General features: G+C 64.2%; 7 protein-coding genes and 1 pseudogene. 3 read left to right on the top strand and 5 right to left on the bottom strand.

Annotation, left to right across the window (positions count from 1 at the left end; translation table 11 throughout):
- Positions 1 to 44: 44 nt before the first annotated feature.
- A complete protein-coding gene (locus tag BLQ73_RS24490; protein ID WP_093173861.1) occupies positions 45 to 3,728 on the bottom strand; it encodes a multifunctional oxoglutarate decarboxylase/oxoglutarate dehydrogenase thiamine pyrophosphate-binding subunit/dihydrolipoyllysine-residue succinyltransferase subunit in 3,684 nt (1,227 codons plus the stop codon).
- Between the two features lie 457 nt (positions 3,729 to 4,185).
- Entirely contained in the window at positions 4,186 to 4,863 is a 678-nt protein-coding gene (locus tag BLQ73_RS24485; protein ID WP_093173791.1) for a B3/B4 domain-containing protein, read from the bottom strand.
- A gap of 1,145 nt (positions 4,864 to 6,008) precedes the next feature.
- On the opposite strand from BLQ73_RS24485, the gene BLQ73_RS24480 reads away from it, so the two are divergent.
- On the top strand, positions 6,009 to 13,961 hold the full coding sequence (locus BLQ73_RS24480; protein WP_176955652.1) for a LamG-like jellyroll fold domain-containing protein: 7,953 nt from the start codon (positions 6,009 to 6,011) through the stop codon (positions 13,959 to 13,961).
- 8 nt (positions 13,962 to 13,969) lie between these two features.
- Positions 13,970 to 14,377 carry an Imm10 family immunity protein gene (locus BLQ73_RS24475; protein ID WP_093173787.1) on the top strand — a complete coding sequence of 136 codons (408 nt, stop codon included), beginning with the start codon at positions 13,970 to 13,972 and terminating at the stop codon, positions 14,375 to 14,377.
- Positions 14,378 to 14,413: 36 nt separating this feature from the next.
- On the opposite strand, the gene BLQ73_RS24470 is transcribed toward BLQ73_RS24475, so the two are convergent.
- Positions 14,414 to 14,863: an IS30 family transposase gene (locus tag BLQ73_RS24470; RefSeq protein WP_176955651.1), complete on the bottom strand. Its 450-nt coding sequence runs from the start codon at positions 14,861 to 14,863 to the stop codon at positions 14,414 to 14,416.
- 1,268 nt (positions 14,864 to 16,131) lie between these two features.
- Positions 16,132 to 16,489: pseudogene (locus tag BLQ73_RS34260) on the bottom strand (transposase); the annotation flags it as partial.
- Between the two features lie 14 nt (positions 16,490 to 16,503).
- Between BLQ73_RS34260 and BLQ73_RS24455 the strand changes: the two are divergent.
- Positions 16,504 to 17,271, top strand: a complete 768-nt coding sequence (locus BLQ73_RS24455) for a polymorphic toxin-type HINT domain-containing protein (RefSeq protein ID WP_093173781.1) — start codon at positions 16,504 to 16,506, stop codon at positions 17,269 to 17,271.
- Positions 17,272 to 18,479: 1,208 nt separating this feature from the next.
- Here the strand turns inward: BLQ73_RS24455 and BLQ73_RS24445 are convergent.
- A complete protein-coding gene (locus BLQ73_RS24445; protein WP_093173777.1) occupies positions 18,480 to 18,953 on the bottom strand; it encodes a hypothetical protein in 474 nt (157 codons plus the stop codon).
- Positions 18,954 to 19,626: the final 673 nt, after the last annotated feature.

Here is a 19,626-nt window from a genome sequence, read left to right as displayed (position 1 = left end):
GCCCCCCGCGTGGGCGATCGCGGGGGACCTTCTGAAGAGCGTGCCTAGCTGAAGATCTCCTTGATCATTTCCACCAGCTCCTGCTCGTGCGCGGCGTGCGAACCGACCGCCGGCGACGAGTTGGGCTTACGGGAAACCCTGCGGAGCCCACGCCCGCCGAACATGTCGGGGTTCTCGGCCAGCTTGAGCGTCAGGAACGGCCACGGCCCCATGTTGACCGGCTCGTCCTGCGCCCACACCAGCTCGACATCGCCGGCGTAACGCGACAGCTCCTCCCGCAGCGGGTTCGCGGGGAACGGGTACAGACGCTCCAACCGGACCACTGCGACATCCGTACGGCCCTGCTTGTCTCTAGCCGCCGCGATGTCGTAGTAGATCTTGCCGGAGCAGAGCACGACCCTCCGCACCGCCGACGCGTCGACCGTCGTGTCGCCGATCACCGGACGGAACGCCCCAGAGGTGAAGTCCGCCATCGGCGACGCCGCGGCCTTGCTCCGCAGCAGCGACTTCGGCGTGAACACCACCAGCGGACGGCGCCGGTTCGACAGCGTCTGCCAGCGCAGCAGGTGGAAGTAGTTCGCCGGAGTCGTCGGCTGGGCGACCGTCATGTTGTCCTGCGCGCACATCTGCAGGAACCGCTCGATCCGGGCCGACGAGTGGTCGGGGCCCTGGCCCTCGTAGCCGTGCGGCAGCAGCAGCACGACCGACGAACGCTGACCCCACTTCTGCTCGCCCGACGAGATGAACTCGTCGATGATCGACTGGGCGCCGTTGGCGAAATCGCCGAACTGGGCCTCCCACGCGACCAGGGCCTCCGGGCGGACCAGGCTGTAGCCGTACTCGAAGCCCATCGCCGCGAACTCGCTCAGCAGCGAGTCGTAGACGTAGAACTTCGTCGTGCCGTGGTTGAACGACTTCAGCGGCGTGTGATCCTCGCCCGTGACCCGGTCGACGAGCACCGCGTGGCGCTGGCCGAACGTGCCGCGTCGGGAGTCCTGGCCCACCAGCCGCACCGGGTGGCCGTCGATCAGCAGCGAACCGAACGCCAGCATCTCGCCGGTCGCCCAGTCGATCGCGTCGTCGGCCACCATCGCCCCGCGGCGCTGGAGCACCGGCGCCAGCCTCGGGTGAATGGTGAAACCATCAGGCAGGTTGAGCTGCGTGTCGACGACCCGCTTGACCGTCTCCTCGTTGATCGCGGACGCGGTGTCCTTGTGCGACCACGGGATCACCTCGGGGTCGACCGGGCGCGCGAACTCGCCCGTCTTCTCCCTGGCAGCCTCACGCGTCTCGGTGAACGCCCGCTCAAGCTGCTCCTGGTAGTCGCGGAGCGCCTGCTCGGCCTCCTCCACCGTGATGTCGCCCCGACCGATCAGCGCCTCGGTGTAAAGCTTGCGGGTGGACCGCTTGGCGTCGATCAAGTCGTACATCAACGGCTGGGTGAAGCTCGGGTTGTCGGCCTCGTTGTGGCCGCGGCGGCGGTAGCACACGAGGTCGATCACGACGTCCTTGCGGAACGCCTGGCGGTACTCGAACGCCAACTGGCCCACGCGGACCACGGCCTCCGGGTCGTCGCCGTTCACATGGAAGATCGGCGCCTGGATCATCCGCGCCACGTCGGTCGCGTAGACACTCGACCGGGACGAAGCGGGCGACGTGGTGAAGCCGACCTGGTTGTTGACCACGATGTGCACCGTGCCACCGGTGCGGTAACCGCGGAGCTGCGACAGGTGCAGCGTCTCGGCGACCACGCCCTGACCGGCGAACGCCGCGTCACCGTGCACCAGCACCGGCAGGACCGTGAAGCCCTCCTCGCCCCGCTCCAGCAGGTCCTGCTTGGCCCGGACCACACCTTCCAGAACCGGGTCGACGGCCTCAAGGTGCGACGGGTTCGCCACCACCGACGCCACGATCCTCTTGCCGTCGTGCGACATGAAGTCGCCCGAGGCGCCCAGGTGGTATTTCACGTCACCCGAACCGTGAGCGCTGCGCGGGTCGAGATTGCCCTCGAACTCCCCGAAGATCTGGCCGTAGGACTTGCCGACGATGTTCGCCAGCACGTTCAGACGGCCGCGGTGCGCCATGCCGATGACGACCTCGTCAAGCGACTCGTCGGCCGCCGCGGAGATCACCGAGTCGAGCAGCGGAATCAGCGACTCGCCGCCCTCCAGCGAGAATCGCTTCTGCCCCACGAACTTCGTCTGCAGGAACGTCTCGAACGCCTCGGCCGTGTTGAGCCGGCGCAGCGTGTTGATCTGCTCCTCGCGGTCCGGCTTGGTGTGCGGGCGCTCCACACGCTCCTGGATCCAGGCCCGCTCCTCCGGACCCTGGATGTGCATGTACTCGATGCCGACCGTGCGGCAGTACGAGTCGCGCAGCACACCGAGGATCTCGCGCAGCTTCATCAGCGCCTTGCCGCCGAAGCCGCCCGTCGCGAACTCGCGCTCCAGATCCCAGAGCGTCAAACCGTGCGACTGGATGTCCAGGTCGGGGTGCTTGCGCTGGCGGTATTCCAGCGGGTCGGTGTCGGCCATCAGATGACCGCGCACGCGGTACGCGTGGATCAGCTCGATGACGCGGGCGGACTTCGCCACATCGTCGTCGTGCGTCGCCGAGATGTCAGGCACCCAGCGGATCGGCTCATACGGAATGCGCAGAGCCTCGAAGATCTCGTCGTAGAACCCGTCCCCGCCGAGCAGCAACTGGTGGATCCTGCGCAGGAAGTCGCCCGACTGCGCGCCCTGGATGATGCGGTGGTCGTAGGTCGACGTCAACGTCAGGACCTTGCTCACCGCCAGGCGCGTCAGCGTCTCCGGCGAAGCCCCCTGGTATTCCGCGGGGTATTCCAGCGCGCCGACACCGATGATCGTGCCCTGGCCCGGCATCAGCCTCGGAACGGAGTGGACCGTGCCGATCGTGCCCGGATTCGTCAGGCTGATCGTCGTGCCCATGAAGTCGTCCACCGTCAGCTTGCCCGAACGGGCCTTGCGGACGACCTCTTCATAGGCCATCCAGAACTGACGGAAGTCCATCTCGTCGGCGGCCTTGATCGACGGCACGAGGAGCTGGCGGCTGCCGTCGCTCTTTTGCACGTCGATCGCCAGACCGAGGGCAACGTGCTCCGGCTTCACCAGCACCGGCTTGCCGTTCGCCTCGGTGAACGAGTGGTTCATCTCAGGCATGGCCTTGAGAGCCTTGACCACCGCGTAACCGATGATGTGCGTGAACGACACCTTCCCGCCGCGTCCCCGCAGCAGGTGGTTGTTGATCACGATCCGGTTGTCGATCAGCAGCTTGGCAGGCACGGCGCGCACACTCGTGGCGGTGGGCACCACGAGAGAAGCGTCCATGTTCGCGGCGGTCCGCGCGGCGGCGCCCTTAAGCGGCACCTCCTGCGCCCCCGCCGGCACCGGCGTCGCCGGCTTCGGCTTCACGGCCGCAGGCGCTGCCGCCGGAGCGGGAGCAGGTGTGGGGGTTTTCGGGGGAGCCGCGGGGGCGGCCTTGGGTGGAGCCACAGCAGTGGAGGTGGCGGCCGTCGTTCCGGTCGTCGCCTCCCGGGCAGGGTTACGGCCCGGCCCATAGTCGGGATGGTAATCGGCAAAGAAGTTCCACCAGGCCCGGTCGACCGACTCTGGATCTTGGAGATACTTCTGGTATAGCTCGTCGACAAGCCATTCGTTCTGACCGAAGGCTGTCAGCGGGTTTGTCCGCGACGACTCAGACGACACGGCGGAAATCGCCCTCTTCCGCAGATCGGCGTTGATGATAGAGAACCTGTCCAAGGCTACTTGCTCGGACTGTGACCGCGCGCCCACCTGGACGCACCTCACGGCCGATCCTCCCAGGACCGTCCAAACTGGTCATCCCCGGGTAGCCCTTCCAGGTGGTGCGGTTCTCATCACCTTTTGGTAACAGCACCATACGCCCATTGCTTCCCGCCTACGGCAGGGCCCCACCGAGGCCACGCGGACGCGTGGGGTTCATGTCACCAATGCACGCTACTGAGGGTGAAAGTGGCTGCTGAGAACATCGCGACGATGGCCACGTTCCACCCCGACAGTCACGGCCAGATTACGGACTGTCCCAATCCTGGGACCTCCGCTCTCCCGCGTCGCCAGCTCGCGGGGCCACAGGTCGCTGCTCCGGGGGTGCGCCCCGGGTGCGGTCGACCCCGGGGCGCTGGCCTCACAGCGTCGCGGCCGGTTTGCCGGGCTCCAGCCGTACAGACTCGACACGGATGTCCGGGGTGATCTCCTTGAGCAGCGCCGTCAGCTCGTCGCCCGCCGCCGAGAGCTCCTCCATCGACATCGGCTCAAGCCGTTCCAATAGGAACAGCGCGTCCGTCGTCTCCTCCGTGATCCGGGTGCGGACACACTGCCGCCAGTTCCACCGCCGGCACGTCACCCCGAGATCGTCACGCCAGACCACCTCGCCGATCTCCGGGTGATCGACGATGACTTCGCCCTTGTCCATCGCGTCGAACGTCTCGTCGCCCTCGGCCCTCACCAGCCGGGCTGCGCCCACGTAGTGGCCGAGGTCCTCCCCGCCGACCGGAAGCACATGCCGCACGCTCACCGAGTTGTAGGCGTCGACCACCAGGTTGATCTCCGGTAGCGGCATCCGCCGCAGCAGCGCATCCACCGACGGCCGCGTCCGCTGAGGCTTCGCCCCGAACGCCCGGTACGCATCACGCCACGCCTCCAGCCGCGCGTCGTCAACCCCGGCGGCCCCCTCGGCCGCCCCGGCCAGCCACGTGCGAGAACGCTCGTCACTCGGCCCATTGCGCAGGCCGTACACCTTGAGCGCCAGCACCCTGAAGTCCGGCCGCAGCGCGGTCACGGCGGGGTCTACCCAGATCTCCATGCGCGCCAGCCTAGAGGCCGTCTGCCGCCCATCTGCGTTGCCCGAAATTCGGATTGTTTGTGACCTAAATAGTTATCTAGGGGCCGTTGTCGTTTTGTGATAAACATCCATATTGTCCGATTGATCACCCCGGGTTACTTTCGATCTGTTTGTTGATCGTTCTCTGAGTCGCGGCATCCGGCACTGCGGCGAAGAGCGGTGTGTTTGTGCTGCTTTGGCGCGCTTACTCGGAGGGTGACGTCGTGCGGTCTGTTTTACGCTGCCTGCGTTCGGTCCGGTGGATGTCCTGGCTCGCGATCACGGTGTTCGCCCTCACCATCCCGGGGTTGATTCAACTCACCGCGACACCCGTACGGGCAGAGCCCAAACAGCCCCCCGAGCCCACCCTCGAACAGATCCGCGCCACTATGCCGAAGCAGCTCAGCGGCACCGCGGCCAAACGCCCCCACCTGGTCGACGCCAGCGCGACCAAGGCGCAGTCATCCAAGAAGGTGAAGAAAGGCGTCAAGCCTTTCAAGCGGCCTAAGAACGCCTTGCCGATCGAAGGCCGTTTCGTGGACGAGGCTGCCGAGGGGTGGGAGCGCTCCCCCAAGAGCGGGCGTCCCATCGCGCCGGCGATCCGGCGGGCAGAAGAACCGATCCAGCGTCCGGGTGGTCGCCCGGCGTCGGCATCGGGGCTAGTGGGGGCCCTAAGCGTCTTTTGTCACAATTACGAGTCGTGGCGAGAGGAGCGCAGATACACCGAAGGTAGTATCGTCACGCATATTTCCCGGCTATGGGAAGCCCACATCACCACGGGCTCCGGGCCTCCAGGCGGGCCGAGTTCTTGGATGTGGCTTGATAGAGGGTCGTGTACGACCGTTGATCCCCCTTCCTTTCGTAAAATCAGTCCCGATAACGAGGAGTTCCTTTCAACTCGTACTCCGACCTTGAGCGCTTGGGCTACTAACTCCGCCTCGACGATCATGGAGTACAAGTTCGAGATCTGCGACAACGCGGAGATGATGGGCACTGGTTGCGAGAACTCCGGTTACATCCATTCAGGTGGATGGGTAGTGTCGAGCGGCTTTGTGAAATGGAGCCGTGAGTATTGGTGGAAAGTGACCGTTCGGGACACCATACGACACCAAACGATTACGTCGGATGTGCGGTCGTTCAGCACGGGAGTGCGGCAGCCCTCGGTCACCTCGCAGCTGTCCTCTCGCGGCGCGAATGGCCAAGCCTTCCACCAGCTCGCCGGTAACTACACCACGGCCTTCACCGATGCCCAGGTCAAGGTCGCGGGGCCGCCGCTGACCCTCGTGCGCTCGTACAACAGCAAGGACTTCCGCACGACCGGCATGTTCGGCGCCGGTTGGTCTACCCGCTGGGACATGCGTGTTCAAGAGGAGCCCGGCACTGTGCCGGCCACACTGCTGGTCACCTATCCGGATGGTCGGGAGGTGCGCTTCGCCGACAACGGTGACGGCACTTTCCAGTCTCCACCTGGAATGTATGCGACTGTCGGTGTCGTCACCGGGGGAGGCTGGCGTCTCATGGACAAGTCCTCCACCGTCTACCTGTTCGATGTGCAAGGGCGGCTCATCAAGATCACTGATGGGCGGGGGCGCGAGCAGACTCTGAACTACGGCGTGAATGGCAAGTTGACCTCGGTGACCGGGGTGGGAGGCCGCTCCCTGAGCTTCGCGTGGACCGGCGACAATGTCACTTCGGTCACGACCGATCCTGTCGATGGTACGGCTCTCACGTGGACTTATGAATACAATAGTGGCAAGCTGACCAAAGTCTGCTCGCCCGCCGCCGCACTTAACTGCACCACCTATGTTTATGGCGCGGGTTCGTCGTACCAAAGTGCTGTGCTGAACTCCGAGCCCACCGGCTATTGGCGGCTGGGAGATGCAACCCACAGCAGCACGGCCGCCAATCTCGGCCGCTTCGGTGGCAGCGGTGTCTATGGAAGCAATGTGACTCTGGGTAGGCCCGGTGCTTTAAGTGGTGTCACAGACACGGCCGTCGAATTCAATAACAGTACGATCGAATTTTCTCCAAACCGGCTCACTAAGATTGCGAACCAGGGATCAACTGAGATCTGGTTCAAAACTACACAGTCCGGAATCCTGGTCGTCAACGAGCCAGATGATTCAGATCTCAGTAACCAGGTTGGTCGAGGTGCGATCCTCTACGTGGGGCTGGATGGAAAGTTGCGAGGTGACTATAACGAGTCCACCACGCCCATCACCTCAAGCGCGCCCGTGAACGACGGCCAGTGGCACCATGCGGTGCTGACAGCCACGGGTAGTACCCAGATTCTTTACCTCGACGGTCATCAGGTCGGTACCAAAAACGGAAGTGCAGAGGGCAACTACACCCACGCCATGCTCGGCCATGGTTATGTTCGGTCTAACCATTCGCCGTCCGTCCCCGGGGGGCTGGATGCTGTGGTGGCCTTCTTCCCCTACTACGGGTTCATGGATGAGTTCGCCGTCTACGATAAGGCGCTCACGCCCGCCGAGGTGCAAACCCACTACGCTGCCCGGCTCAACACTCCCAACCTCATGACGAAGATCACGCTCCCGTCCGGTCGGGTGTGGATGGAGAACACCTACGACAGCGAAACCGGCAGGGTCGCAACCCACACCGACGAGCATGGCGGCCTCTGGAAGATCGGCCCCGCTTACGGCGGCACAGTTGTCGTCACCGATCCCCACAACGGCACCATGACCTACGAGCACGACCCCTGGCGCGGCTATCGCCTGATCTCCGAGAAGGACCAGTTAGGCAAGGCCACCCGCTACGAATACGACACCGGCGGCTTCGTTTCCAAGGTCACTGACCGGAACGGCATCGTCACCCTCAACACGCACGACAAACGCGGCAACCTCCTCACCACCCTCGACTGCGACCCACAAATCGCCGGCTCCTGCTCGGCCACTCCCGAGCGCTACACCTATTACCTCAACGCCACCGACGAGTTCGACCCCAGGAACGACCAGCGCACCGCCTACCGCGACGGCCGCTCCACCAGCGAGACCGACAACACTTATGCCACCACCTGGGAGTACAACCAGTACGGCGAGCAGACCAAGGAAACCACCCCCGCCACCTTGGACTTCCCCACGGGCCGCTCCGCCGCCGCGACCTACACCGACGGCACCGAACCCGCCGTCGGCGGCGGCACCACCCCCGCCGGGCTGATCAAAACGGAGACCGACGCCCGGGGCACCACGGCGTCCTACAAGTACACCGCCGCAGGCGACCTGGCCGAGGAGACCGATGCCGGCGGGCTGGTCTTGCGGTACGAGTATGACGCGCTGGGCCGTACGACAGCCCGCGTCGAAGTGTCCCAAGCCCACCCGACCGGAGTGCGGACGACCTTCACCTACAGTCCCCTCGGCCAGCTTCTCACCCACACCGGGGCAGGCGTCCTTAACGAGGTCACCAGAACCACCCACACCGCCGAGACCCGATACACCTACAACCCGGACGGCAAAACCCTCACCACCAGCGTTGTTGACCTGACCGGGGGCAACCCCGAACGCAAGGTGACCTACACCTACGACACGCACGGCAGGGTGGCGACCGTGACGGGGGCCGAAGGCGGCGTTGTCTCCCACACGTGGGACAACACAGGTGCCCGTACGACCACCACCGACGAACTGGGCAACGTGATCGCGTACGGCTACACGGCGCGCGGCGAACTGGCGACCCGAACCCTGAAGAACTGGACGGGCAGTCCGGTCGCACCGCAGCCTCCCGCCGACCTGGTGCTTGAGTCCTACGCTTACGACTTCGAAGGGCGTCTGGCGAGTAGCACCGACGCGATGGGCCGTACGGTGGCCCGCACCTACCTCCCCGACGACGCCGTCGCCACCACCAAAGCCGTCGGCGCCAGGCTGAACGGTTCGACGAGCGGCCGCGATGTCGTGCTGGAGTCCAACACCTACGACGCGGCCGGCAACCTCACCCAGCAGGTCACCGGCGGTGGCCATGAGACCACAACCTTCGTATACGACGCCGCCGACCGGCTCACATCCCGGACCTTCGACCCGACCGGCCTCGGCCGTACCGTCACCTACACCTACGACGCCAACGACAACGTCACACGGGAGACACTCAGCGCGACCGGCACCAGTCGTACCGAAAGCGTGGAGTTCGCCTACAACGCCGACGATCTCGTGACACGTCAGACGATAGAGAACGGCACGCAGGACATCGAGAGGACGTGGACACGCGACGACCGCGGCCTCGTCACCTCAAGCACGTCACCGCGCGGCAACCTGCCGGGAGCGACGGGCTTCAAGACCGAGTACAACTACGACAACGCCGGTCGCCTCATTGAGATCGTCGCGCCGCAGGTGCAGGTGGAGCGGGCGGGCACGGCGTCAGCCGTACGGCCCACCAGCAGGTTCGGCTACGACAACGCCGGGCGGCGCACCCACGTGATCGACCCCGAAGGCCGGGCAAGCACCACACACTACGACCGGCTGGGCAGGGTCACATCCACGCAAGGCACCACGTACTTCGCTCCGCTCGGCAACGCGCCTGCCCCGCTGGCCGGCGCGGCCGGCCACTGGAAGATGGACGAAGGCACCGGAACCACCCTTGCCGACGCCATCGGCGGGCGTACGGCCACGCTGAGCGGAACCACCGCCTGGGTGCCCGGCCGCACCGGCTCCGGTGTGCAGTTCGGCGCCAACACCCACGCGGTGACCGCCGCCCCGGTCCTCACCACCAACGCGAGCTACACCGTCAGCGCCTGGGTACGGCTGACGCGCGGCGACCTCAATGCCACGGTGGCAAGCCAGAACGGCACAACCAAGAACGCCTTCAAACTCGCTTACGCACCCAGCGATGGCAAATGGCGCTTCGTGACCTATGACACCGACAGCACGACCGCGGCAGAGAAACGCGCGGTGTCCAACCGCAACGCCAAGCTGAACGAATGGACCCACCTCGCCGGCGTATTCGACGCGGCGTCGAACCGCATTCGCCTCTACGAGAACGGCGAACTGGTCGCCGCCAACACCGTGGCCGCCACCTTCAACGCCACGGGCGGCTTCCTTATCGGCCGCAGCCAGCACAACGGTGCGTATGAGCAGTCCTTCCGCGGCGACATCGACGAGGTGCAAACGTACGGCAGAGCCCTCAACAACAACGAAGTCCGCGCCCTCGCCGGCGCGGCGCCGACCACCGCCTACACCTACGACGCCGCCGGACAGGTCACCCAGTTCACCGACACCCGCGGCTCCACGTGGGCCACGGAATACGACGCCCTCGGCAACCGCGTCCGTGTCACCGAACCCGGCCCGAACAACCAGCCCGGCGGCCAGTGGGTATACGAATACAACGTCCTCGGTGAACTCCTCGGCGCCGTCGACCCCACCGGCGCCAGCACCGGCTCCACCTACGACGACCTCGGCCGCGCCATCACCGCCACCGTCGTCGAACGCAGGCCGACCCTCAACACCCTGACGACAACCCTGGAATACGACGACGCCGGCAACAAGACCAGGGAAATCGGGCCGGGCGGACGCACCACTCTCTTCGATGTGAACCGTGCCGGTGAGGTGACGGCGGAAACCGACCCGATGAACGACGTCACGCGTTTCGCCTATGACCTGGCGGGCCGTGCCGTAAAAATCACCAACCCGCTGGGCAACGCCACCGTCACCGACTATGACCTGGCGGGACGGGAGATCGCGACCAAGGATCTCGACGCCGTTGGTACGGTGCTCCGCGAGACCTCGACCGGCTACGACGTCGACGGTAACTCGATCAACGAGACCTCGGCCGAAGGCCATGTGGTGCAGCGGACCTTCGACGCCTCCGGCGAGATCACCCAGCTCGTCGAGCCTGTCACCGCCGCTCAGTCGATCACCACGACCTTCGGCTACGACGCGGTCGGCAACCTCACCCGCACGACCGACGGACGCAACAACACCGTCTGGACCACGTACAACAGCCTTGGCCTGGTCGAATCCACCCTTGAGGCCTCAACTACGGCCCACGCCACTTCCAGCGACCGCACCTGGACTATTTCCTACGATCCCGGTGGCAACGCGTTGACCACGCTCGCGCCGGGAGGAGTGCGGGTGGATCGGGTCTATGACCACTTGGGCCGTGCCGTACGCGAGACCGGCGCCGGCGCCGAGGTCGCCACACCGCAACGCGACTACACCTACGACCTCGCGGGCCGCGAAACCGGCATCGGGGACTACACCCTCGAATACAACGACCGCGGACTCCTCACCAAGGTCACCAAGGGGGCCACTCAGGTGGCCTCCTTCACCCACGACGCCTACGGCAACCCGACCCAGCGGGTTGACCCGGCCGGTACGGCAGGTTTCACCTGGGACAACGACGACCGCCTGGCCAGCGCCGCCGACCCCGTCACCGGCCGGGCCTTCACCTACGGCTACGACGCCGCCGATCGCCTCGCAACGCTCACCTCAGCGAACCCGGGAAATGGCCAGACCTTCGAATACGACCCGATGGACCGGCTTCTCGTCCACACCCTCAAAGACGGTGGCGGAGCTCAGCTAGCCAAGATCACCTACGGCTGGGACAAGGACGACAGACTCACGTCCAAGGTCACCGAAGGTACGGCCGGAGCCGGCAACAACACTTACGCCTACGACCAGGCCGGGCGCCTGACCTCGTGGACCGCCCCCGGCGGCAACGTCACCACCTACGAATGGGACGCCGCGGGCAACCGTACCCGCGCCGGAGCCGACACCTTCACCTACGACGAGCGCAACCGCCTCACCTCAGGCGGCGGCACCGACTACACCTACACGCCCCGCGGCACCCTAGCCTCCGAGAGCACCGGAGGAACCACCAGAAACCTGGCCTTCGACGCCTACGACCGCCTGATCACCGACGGCGACGTCACGTACGGCTACGACGCCATGGGCCGCCTCGCCTCCCGGACCAAGGCTGGCGCGGAAGAACGCTACGTCTACTCCGGCATCGACAACGACATCACCGCGGTCACCGACGCGGCGGGAGCCGTACAGGCCAAATACGGACGCGACCCGTCCGGTCAGCTGCTCAGCATGCAGGAGGGGACAGGCCCGGCACTGGGCGTCCTGTCCGACCAGCACGGCGACGTCGTCGCCACCTACTCGGGCACCGCCCTGGTCGACTCCACCGCCTACGACCCCTTCGGCGAGGTCACCGCGCGGGTGGGCTCCCAACGCCGGCTCGGCTACCAGGGCGAATACACCGACCCCGACACCGGCAAGGTCAACATGTTGGCCCGCTGGTACCAGCCGGGCACCGGCGGCTTCATCTCCCGCGACGACGTCGCCCTCAGCCCTTACCCCTCGATCAACCTCAACCGCTACACGTACGGCATGGGCAACCCCCTGTCCATGACCGACCCTTCGGGCAACTGCCCGTTCTGCCTCCCGCTCCTGTTCCACGCCGCACGCATCGCGGCTCAGCTCATCGCCAGGCAGATTGCTCAGCGGGCAGCCGCCGAAGCCGCAAGGCGAGCGGCTGCCTACGCCGCGCAAATGGCGCAAAGGCGCATGGCCCAAGAGGCCGCCAAGCGCATGGCCATGGAGGCAGCCAAGCGGCGAGCCGCCCAAGAGGCGGCTAAGCGGACCACCGCGCAGGCAGGGAAGAAGGCGGTCGCCCAAACCGGCCAGCGCAAAGCCGTACAGGAAACCGCGAAGAAAACCGCCCAACAAGGCTCAAAGGGCAAGAACAACCCCAAGGCGCATGCGGCCAAGAGCCCGAAGAAGGGAAACGCCGGGCCGAAGGCGAGCTCCAAGAACGCCAAGAGCAGCCCCAAGGCCAACAAGAGCAGCCCTAAGAGCAACAAGGGCGGTCCTAAGACCAACAAAGGCGCCAAGTCCAACAAGGGCGGCTCGAAGAGCGCCAAGGGCAAATCCGGAAAGAGCAACAAGGGCAGCAGCAAAGGCAACAGCAAGGGATCAGGGAACAAGGGAAGCAAGAGCGGCAAGAGCGGCAAGGGGAAGAGCGGCAAGTCAAGCGGCTCCGGCAAGAGCGGCAAGGGCTCGTCCAAGAACAACACCAAGAACGAGCTCTCCCACGACATCGTCGACACCATCACAGAGGACTTCGGCGTCGGCCCCACCACCGGCGACGCCGACGCCTGCTTCAGCTGGAAGGGGTGCGCCAAAGACCTCATCGAGGACGTCGTCGAGGACACCACAGAGGACCTCATCGACGAGATCATCGACGAGGTAACCCCGCAAATCCCCGCCGAGTCCCCGGGCAGCGACACCTGCAACATCGGCAACAGCTTCGCCCCCGGCACCCTCGTGCTGATGGCCGACGGCTCTCGTAAGCCCATCGAGGACATCAAGGTCGGCGACCAGGTGCTGGCCAGCGACCCCGAGACCGGCCGAACGGGATCCCGTCCCGTCGTCATCCTCATCACCGGCGGCGGCGACAAGACGCTCATCGACATCACCGTCACAGGCGAAGGCATCCGCGGCCCGCCCGGCGGTGGCGACGTGCTCACCGCGACCGGCAACCACCCCTTCTGGGTCCCAGAGCTACGCGAATGGCTCCCGGCTTCTCAGCTCAAGCCGGGGATGCTGCTCCAAACCTCGGCCGGCACCTACGCTCAGGTAGCCACGGTCGAGACCCGTACGGCCCGGCAGCGCGTCCACAACCTCACAGTGGACGATCTCCACACGTACCATGTGGTGGCAGGCGACCGAGCGGTCCTTGTCCACAACACTGGCGGCAACGGCCATAAGTGCGATGTCACCGTTACTGACAGCGAAGGAAGCTTTAAGGCGAAATTCGAGCTGGAAAGCGGTGACATGACGTCGGAAGAAAAATCGCTCGGATATCCTAACAATGCCGCTTTCACGCACACAGAGCATAGATTCTCTCGCATGGCGGGCGCATCGACCGGGCCGAAAGTTTCACTTCCGAATGATCCGTTCGCCGGATTGCACCAATTAAAGCCCGGCGATAACGTAACGATGCAGGGCCAACTGCCGCCATGTACGAGGTGTAAGGGGGCGATGAACCGTATGGTTGGCGAGTTGGGGGTGTCGGTTGTATATAGTTGGATTGGCCCGAAGGGTGCCGGATCCTGGGTAGCAGGAAAGTAGCGTAAATAATGAGGCTGACCGCTGTAGAGATCGGCATATTTGAGGATTATGAGGATGAGGAGGTCTTGGAAGTAGGGATCGCGGGAGTGGATGAGGCTGGCAGCGTGCGGTCATTCTCAATACAGCGATCTACTTGTGAACCTGACGAGCAGGATATCAGGGGAGGTATGGACTCCTATAACATCTCCACGGAAAGAGGACTTACCGTTTACGGCTGCCTGCGGCGCGTACAACTCGCGGATGCCATGCTCGCTATGCACTTTGCTGTCGAGGATGCCGAAATTCTTGAGATCTCATCCTCTATCGAAATTGACCTAGGGGGGCTGGAGATTGATATCGCATTGCTATCTAGGATGCTTCGTATGATTCTGTCTTGGGGTTCTTTGGAAAAGCAGCCGCAGTTGATTGGAATATAGTCGCAGATGTTTTGATCTTCAGTGCTCGGCCTGCCCTCAACCGGTGGAAGCAATTCCGCTGGTCAGTAGCTCGGCGAACACTTCATTCGGCTTACGCCGTCCGAGGATACGCCGCGGACGGTCGTTGAGCTCGTCGGCGACGGCCTGCAGATATTCCGGGTCGCTGGTGATCGTGGTCCCTTTGGGGAAGTACTCACGAAGCCACCGGTTCGTGTTCTCGTTCGTTCCGCGCTCCCACGGGGAATGCGGATGGGCGAAGTACACCTCGATATCCGCGGCGACCGAAAGCGCGGCGTGACGGGCCATCTCCGCCCCGCAGTCCCAGGTCAGGGTCCGGCGCAGCGTCGCGGGCAGCCCCTTGATCCGCTCGGCGACCGAGGCGGTGACGGTGGCGGAGTCCCGGGAGGCCAAGGGTACGAGGATCAGATACCGGGAGGTGCGCTCGACCAGCGTGGACACCGCCGAGGCGCAGTTGCGGCCGACCACGAGATCCCCCTCCCAGTGCCCGGGGACGGCCCCGGGGCTGGTTGCCGGCAGGGTGTTTGATCGGTGTGTGGACACCGATGCCCGCGCCTTCGTAACCACCGTCGGCGAGCGTGGGCAGGCCGCCCGCGGCAGCGGCGCACAGCGCGCCCAGCACGTGTGCGTGAGCGGCGGTCAGGTCGTGGACATCCCGGCTCGACCTCGGGGATCCACAGGGGAAGCCCCTGGTGCCGAGAGCGCCTGGAGGTTGTCGGCATGCCCGTGCGCCTTGCCGGAGTACCCGGCGTCGATGGGTTCACCCTTGATGCTGAGGTCTGCTCGGCACAGCGGTCGATGGGGATCAGAGTGGCGTCCAGGATCACATAGGCCAGCCCGTCGGCCCTGGCGCGATCCAGGGCCTCATGCAGATCAGGGGCTTGAGCTGCGAGGACGTCGATCCCTTCGGTGATGTAGCGGTAGGCCGTGGCTAGACTAAGAAGGCCAAGGAGAGCGTCAAGCCTTTTAAGCGGCCCTTATACGTTCGGCGAACGTAGCGTTGCTGAAGAATACCGCGGCCATGGCGGATACTCTGATTCGTGTATCCGGTACTGCATGGATAGGCGCTTTCTGGACGAGTTTGGCGACACCGCGTTCCGCTACGATTGGCAAGGGCCTAACGACTCTCCTCGAATCGAATTCGTTGTTCCAGTTGATCGGCTGGGAAGGTTCAACGAATTGACCAGAGATCGAACGCGGATGCGCTGACCAGGAGCGATGGGAGGATGATGAAGGAGTTCGATATCCTAGCGGTGCGCGTAATTAATAAGGCCCCGTGGGGAATCTCTGTGCAGTCGGATGCGGATCCGTTAGAAAATTCCGCATTTATCGACAAGTTCAAGCTTGCCCAATGGCTTGAGAGTGAAGAATTTCCACCTCTGGACACTGTGCTTATAGCTACCGTTATAGACGCCAGCAGGGACCCTGCTAGAATGAGCGCCCTGGATTTAGATATCGAGATAGCGAGAAGGCGTATCTCTGACGGACCGCAGCAATCCTAAAGATATCGGCGCGGTGGAGCATAAACCGTCCCGGCTCGGGGTGAGATCTGTATGAAGTGGGGCAATGTCTAACCTCGATCTTTCGTGATCAAGGTGTGGTCGGCTGAGCGGTCCGGCTGAGGGTTGAATTGCGTGCTGTGGTCAGCACGCTGGCCCGGCTCTCGTGCCGGGTGGGCGGGGTTCCACGGGCCCGCAGGTGTCCTTTCCTGGTCGGAGGGTCGGTTTCGCGATTGGTCAGGGTGGGGCCGGCAGGGCTTGCAGGCGCTTGAAGGCGGTGAGGATGTCGTGGGCCCAGGGCTGGCGGGCGGCGATGCGCAGCCGTGCCGTCGACCGCCGCGGACCAGCCGTCCGGCTACGGCGAACAGCCGCAGGCGCAGACGTTTGGGCTCGTAGCCGCGGGCGGCGGTGCCGGTAGCGCGAGCATCAGCATCCAGGCGAGCAGTTCGCAGGCCGGCACGACGAGCTCGCACCAGATCTGGATGCGGGCGAAGTGGTGGAGGGGCAGATTGGCCAGGTAGGTGTGCTTGGCGCAGCGGGTGAGGTCTTCGGCGCGGGCCCGGCGGCGGTGGCGGAGTTCCAGGTCGGCGAGCTGGCACCCTCGTCCTGATGGCCGACGGCTCTCGTAAGCCCATCGAGGACATCAAGGTCGGCGACCGGGTGCTGGCCAGCGACCCCGAGAGCGGCCGAACGGGATCCCGTCCCGTCGTCATCCTCATCACCGGCGGCGGCGACAAGACGCTTATCGACATCACCGTCACAGGCGAAGGCATCCGCGGTCCGCCCGGCGGTGGCGACGTGCTCACCGCGACCGGCAACCACCCCTTCTGGGTCCCAGAGCTACGCGAATGGCTCCCGGCCTCCCAGCTCAAGCCGGGGATGCTGCTCCAAACCTCGGCCGGCACCTACGTCCAGGTCGCCACGGTCGAGTCCCGTACGGCGAAGCAGCGCGTCCACAACCTCACGGTCACCGACCTCCACACCTACCACGTCCCGGCAGGCGACCAAGCTATCCTTGTCCACAACGATGGCTGGAACCCGTTCAAAAAGAAGTCTGGGTCAGCGGAGCCGTCGCGTCCTGAGCCCAATGCGACCATTCGGGACTTGCTCAGATATGGGCGTCCTGATGTTGATGGCTCAAGGACGAGTCGAGACCAGATGGAAGAAATCTCCAGAATGCAGGACTGGCAGCTGATGGACTCGATCTTCCAGCCCCACCGTGGAGCGGTTGACTACATCCGAGTCGGTCCTGATGGCGAGAACCTGGAGAACGGAAATCACCGGGCTCGGGAACTTCTCAATCGAGCAGCAGATCCACACGACGACGATTGGGATTACGATACACCCATCTATATTGACAGATTTACTGGCTGCTAAAAGGTGAGCGGGGGTGCGGTATTCGATGCTGCGCCTCGCTCGGGGGTGTTAAGGTGTTGCGGCGATTTCTGGCCAAGAAGTATAAGTCTGATATCGACCATATTGCGGTTCTGCTCATACATAGAGCGCAGTTGCAAATAAGACGGGACTCGGGAGATCTGAAACGTGGGAAGGTTGTCTCCCGGGAGGAGATTCAAGAAAGATTTGAGCGCATATATTGGCTCTCGAACCTATGCCACGGCATGGTTGGTCCATTTAGCTTTTCCTCGAAGAAGCTTCGCCAGGAGCGTCTCCTTCAAGGTCTTGCGTGGGCTTGGCGAGTGTCAGATTCTGAGCAACGAGCTTGGATGGTGGGGCATTTCGAAGAAAATCGGTTTGACTATTCTGTGCTCGAAGATCACGACCTGGGCCAGTCGTGAGGATCTCTTGAACGGGGCATCGAACCTCATTTGACGGCTTTAGCCTGCACTGAGCCTAATGAAAGCTATCGAGCTGCCATCGGGCATGCTCGATACCGGTAGTCACCGGCAAGTGAGCACTCCCCCGAGTTCTGGAAAAAGATCGCGCCCTTACCGGCAGACCGGGAGAGTCGATCGTTAGGTCGCCGATGCCTCCCCCGTAGACTGCCGACCGACGATGACGGAGACGGGAGGCGCATTGAGACTGTTCGTCGGAGACGACTGGGCCGAAGCACACCACGACATCGAGCTGATGGACGCCACCGGCCACCGCCTGGCCAAGGCAAGGCTGCCGTAGGGCCGGGCGTGTCCTCCGCAGGCTCCTTGCAGCCCGAGTAAGGCTGAAAGGCCGTCGCTGTCCTCCAGAACCATCGGGTCACCAGAGGAGAAAATGAGTTTGCTAATCGGTTTCTCGCGGATGTCTGGTGCCAGCGTAGGTTATCCACACAGTTCGACGTATGTCGTCGATCAGGTACCAGATTCTTCCTCCTCCGGTGACTTCGTATTGCCATCTTTCGGCAGGCTCGCCTTTATGTACACCGCTTCCCAGGATTCCTTTTAGTCGATGGTGTCGTTCTGGTTCTCTCTGGGATCGTGGATCGGCGCGGATTGCATCGTAGGCCCGGCGTAGGTTGGTTGGGGCCTGGCGTGCGAGGTCTTCCCAACCGGTGGCGGCGTCGCTGGTGGCGAAGCGGATTTCGTATTCATTGCCCACGGCGGGAGGAGCGGCGCGATCGCCGCGCTTTGGGCTCAATCTGTTTCCTCGGGTATGTGGGCCGGACCGAAGTCGCCTTGTGGTTCGCCCGTGACCAGCGCGTGAAGGGCTGGGTCGGCGTGTACTTCGGCTGTGTGGCGCCACTGGGTCAGGAGTACGGCTACCGGTGCGAGATTGTCTAGGGCGGCTGCGCCTCGGGCCACTTCTGTTAGTTCGCGCAAGAAGATCTTGGCGTCCTCGTCCGGGAGGAACCTGATCCAGGGCAGGGTGTCGCGGAGGACCTGCTCCACTGCAGTCGGGTTGCCTAGGCGGACCAAGCCGGACAGCAGGTTGGCGGCGAAGTCGACCACGGTGCTGTCCTGCTCCATCTGTTCGACTCGCATTAACGCGAGATCGGCCGCGTCCCGTCGGCGTAGACGCAGGGCACGCACCTTGTGCAGCCGGTCGGCTGTCGCCGCCGGACGATGCAGAAGCTCGCTGAAGGGGATCTCCTCGTATGCAGCAGTCACGACTTCAACACTACCTTGGAAGTTCCACCTCCTGCGGAGGAGTCTCGTGCTGAGCTGCCATTTTTGCCGGGAGGTGCATGTTCCCTAGGCAGGGCTTTGGCGGCGAAGACAGATAGCTGGGTCGCTGGTTGCCGTGACCACGACACAAAGGGAGGGGCTGGGTTTGTTGGCGGGGGCGGGTACGGCTGTAGCCCTCGTGGCGTCCACTTCTCGACCCGTCTTTAGGCCGTGAGGCTTGGTCAGGCGCGGCCGTGAGGTGAGTTCCAGTCGAGTAGGGGGCCGAGGGGGACTATTTGGCTGGGGTTCACATTGAGCCTTTTTCGTGCGCCCAGCAGAGCAGGAGGTGAAGCCGTGGCGTAGCGGCTGATCTTGTTGTTCGTAAGCTCGTCGTCGCTTGCCGGTGGGAGTCCGGTCCGGGTAGCTGCCAGGAGGCCCGGTAGCAGGCTGGCGGTTTCGTCTGGAAACGGGCGGGGTCGAAGCCCAGCGTCATAGGCCCTGTAAGAGGGGGAGCGAGGATGCGGTCCGTAGCATGAAGCGAAGCCTGCGGCGTCGTTACTCAGCCGTCCTTCGGGACGGGAAAAGAGAGAGCCGAGCCCTTCGAAATCAGGGTGAAGGCCATGGAAGCGGTGAAGAGCCTGGAGGCGCAGCCGTGAAGAACTCTCCGGCGTATGGG

Origin of the sequence: Sinosporangium album (genome assembly GCF_900100605.1) — a bacterium.
In the GTDB taxonomy this organism is placed as follows: Bacteria; Actinomycetota; Actinomycetes; order Streptosporangiales; family Streptosporangiaceae; genus Sinosporangium; species Sinosporangium album.
Note: the sequence above shows the minus strand (reverse complement) of the source record. Positions and strands in the feature narration are given on the sequence as shown.

What these genes read in the sequence shown, in the direction of transcription:
- BLQ73_RS24485 (WP_093173791.1), bottom strand. Translation starts at nt 4,863, where the DNA reads ATGGAGATCTGGGTAGACCCCGCCGTGACCGCGCTGCGGCCGGACTTC.
- BLQ73_RS24475 (WP_093173787.1), top strand. Translation starts at nt 13,970, where the DNA reads ATGAGGCTGACCGCTGTAGAGATCGGCATATTTGAGGATTATGAGGAT.
- BLQ73_RS24455 (WP_093173781.1), top strand. Translation starts at nt 16,504, where the DNA reads ATGGCCGACGGCTCTCGTAAGCCCATCGAGGACATCAAGGTCGGCGAC.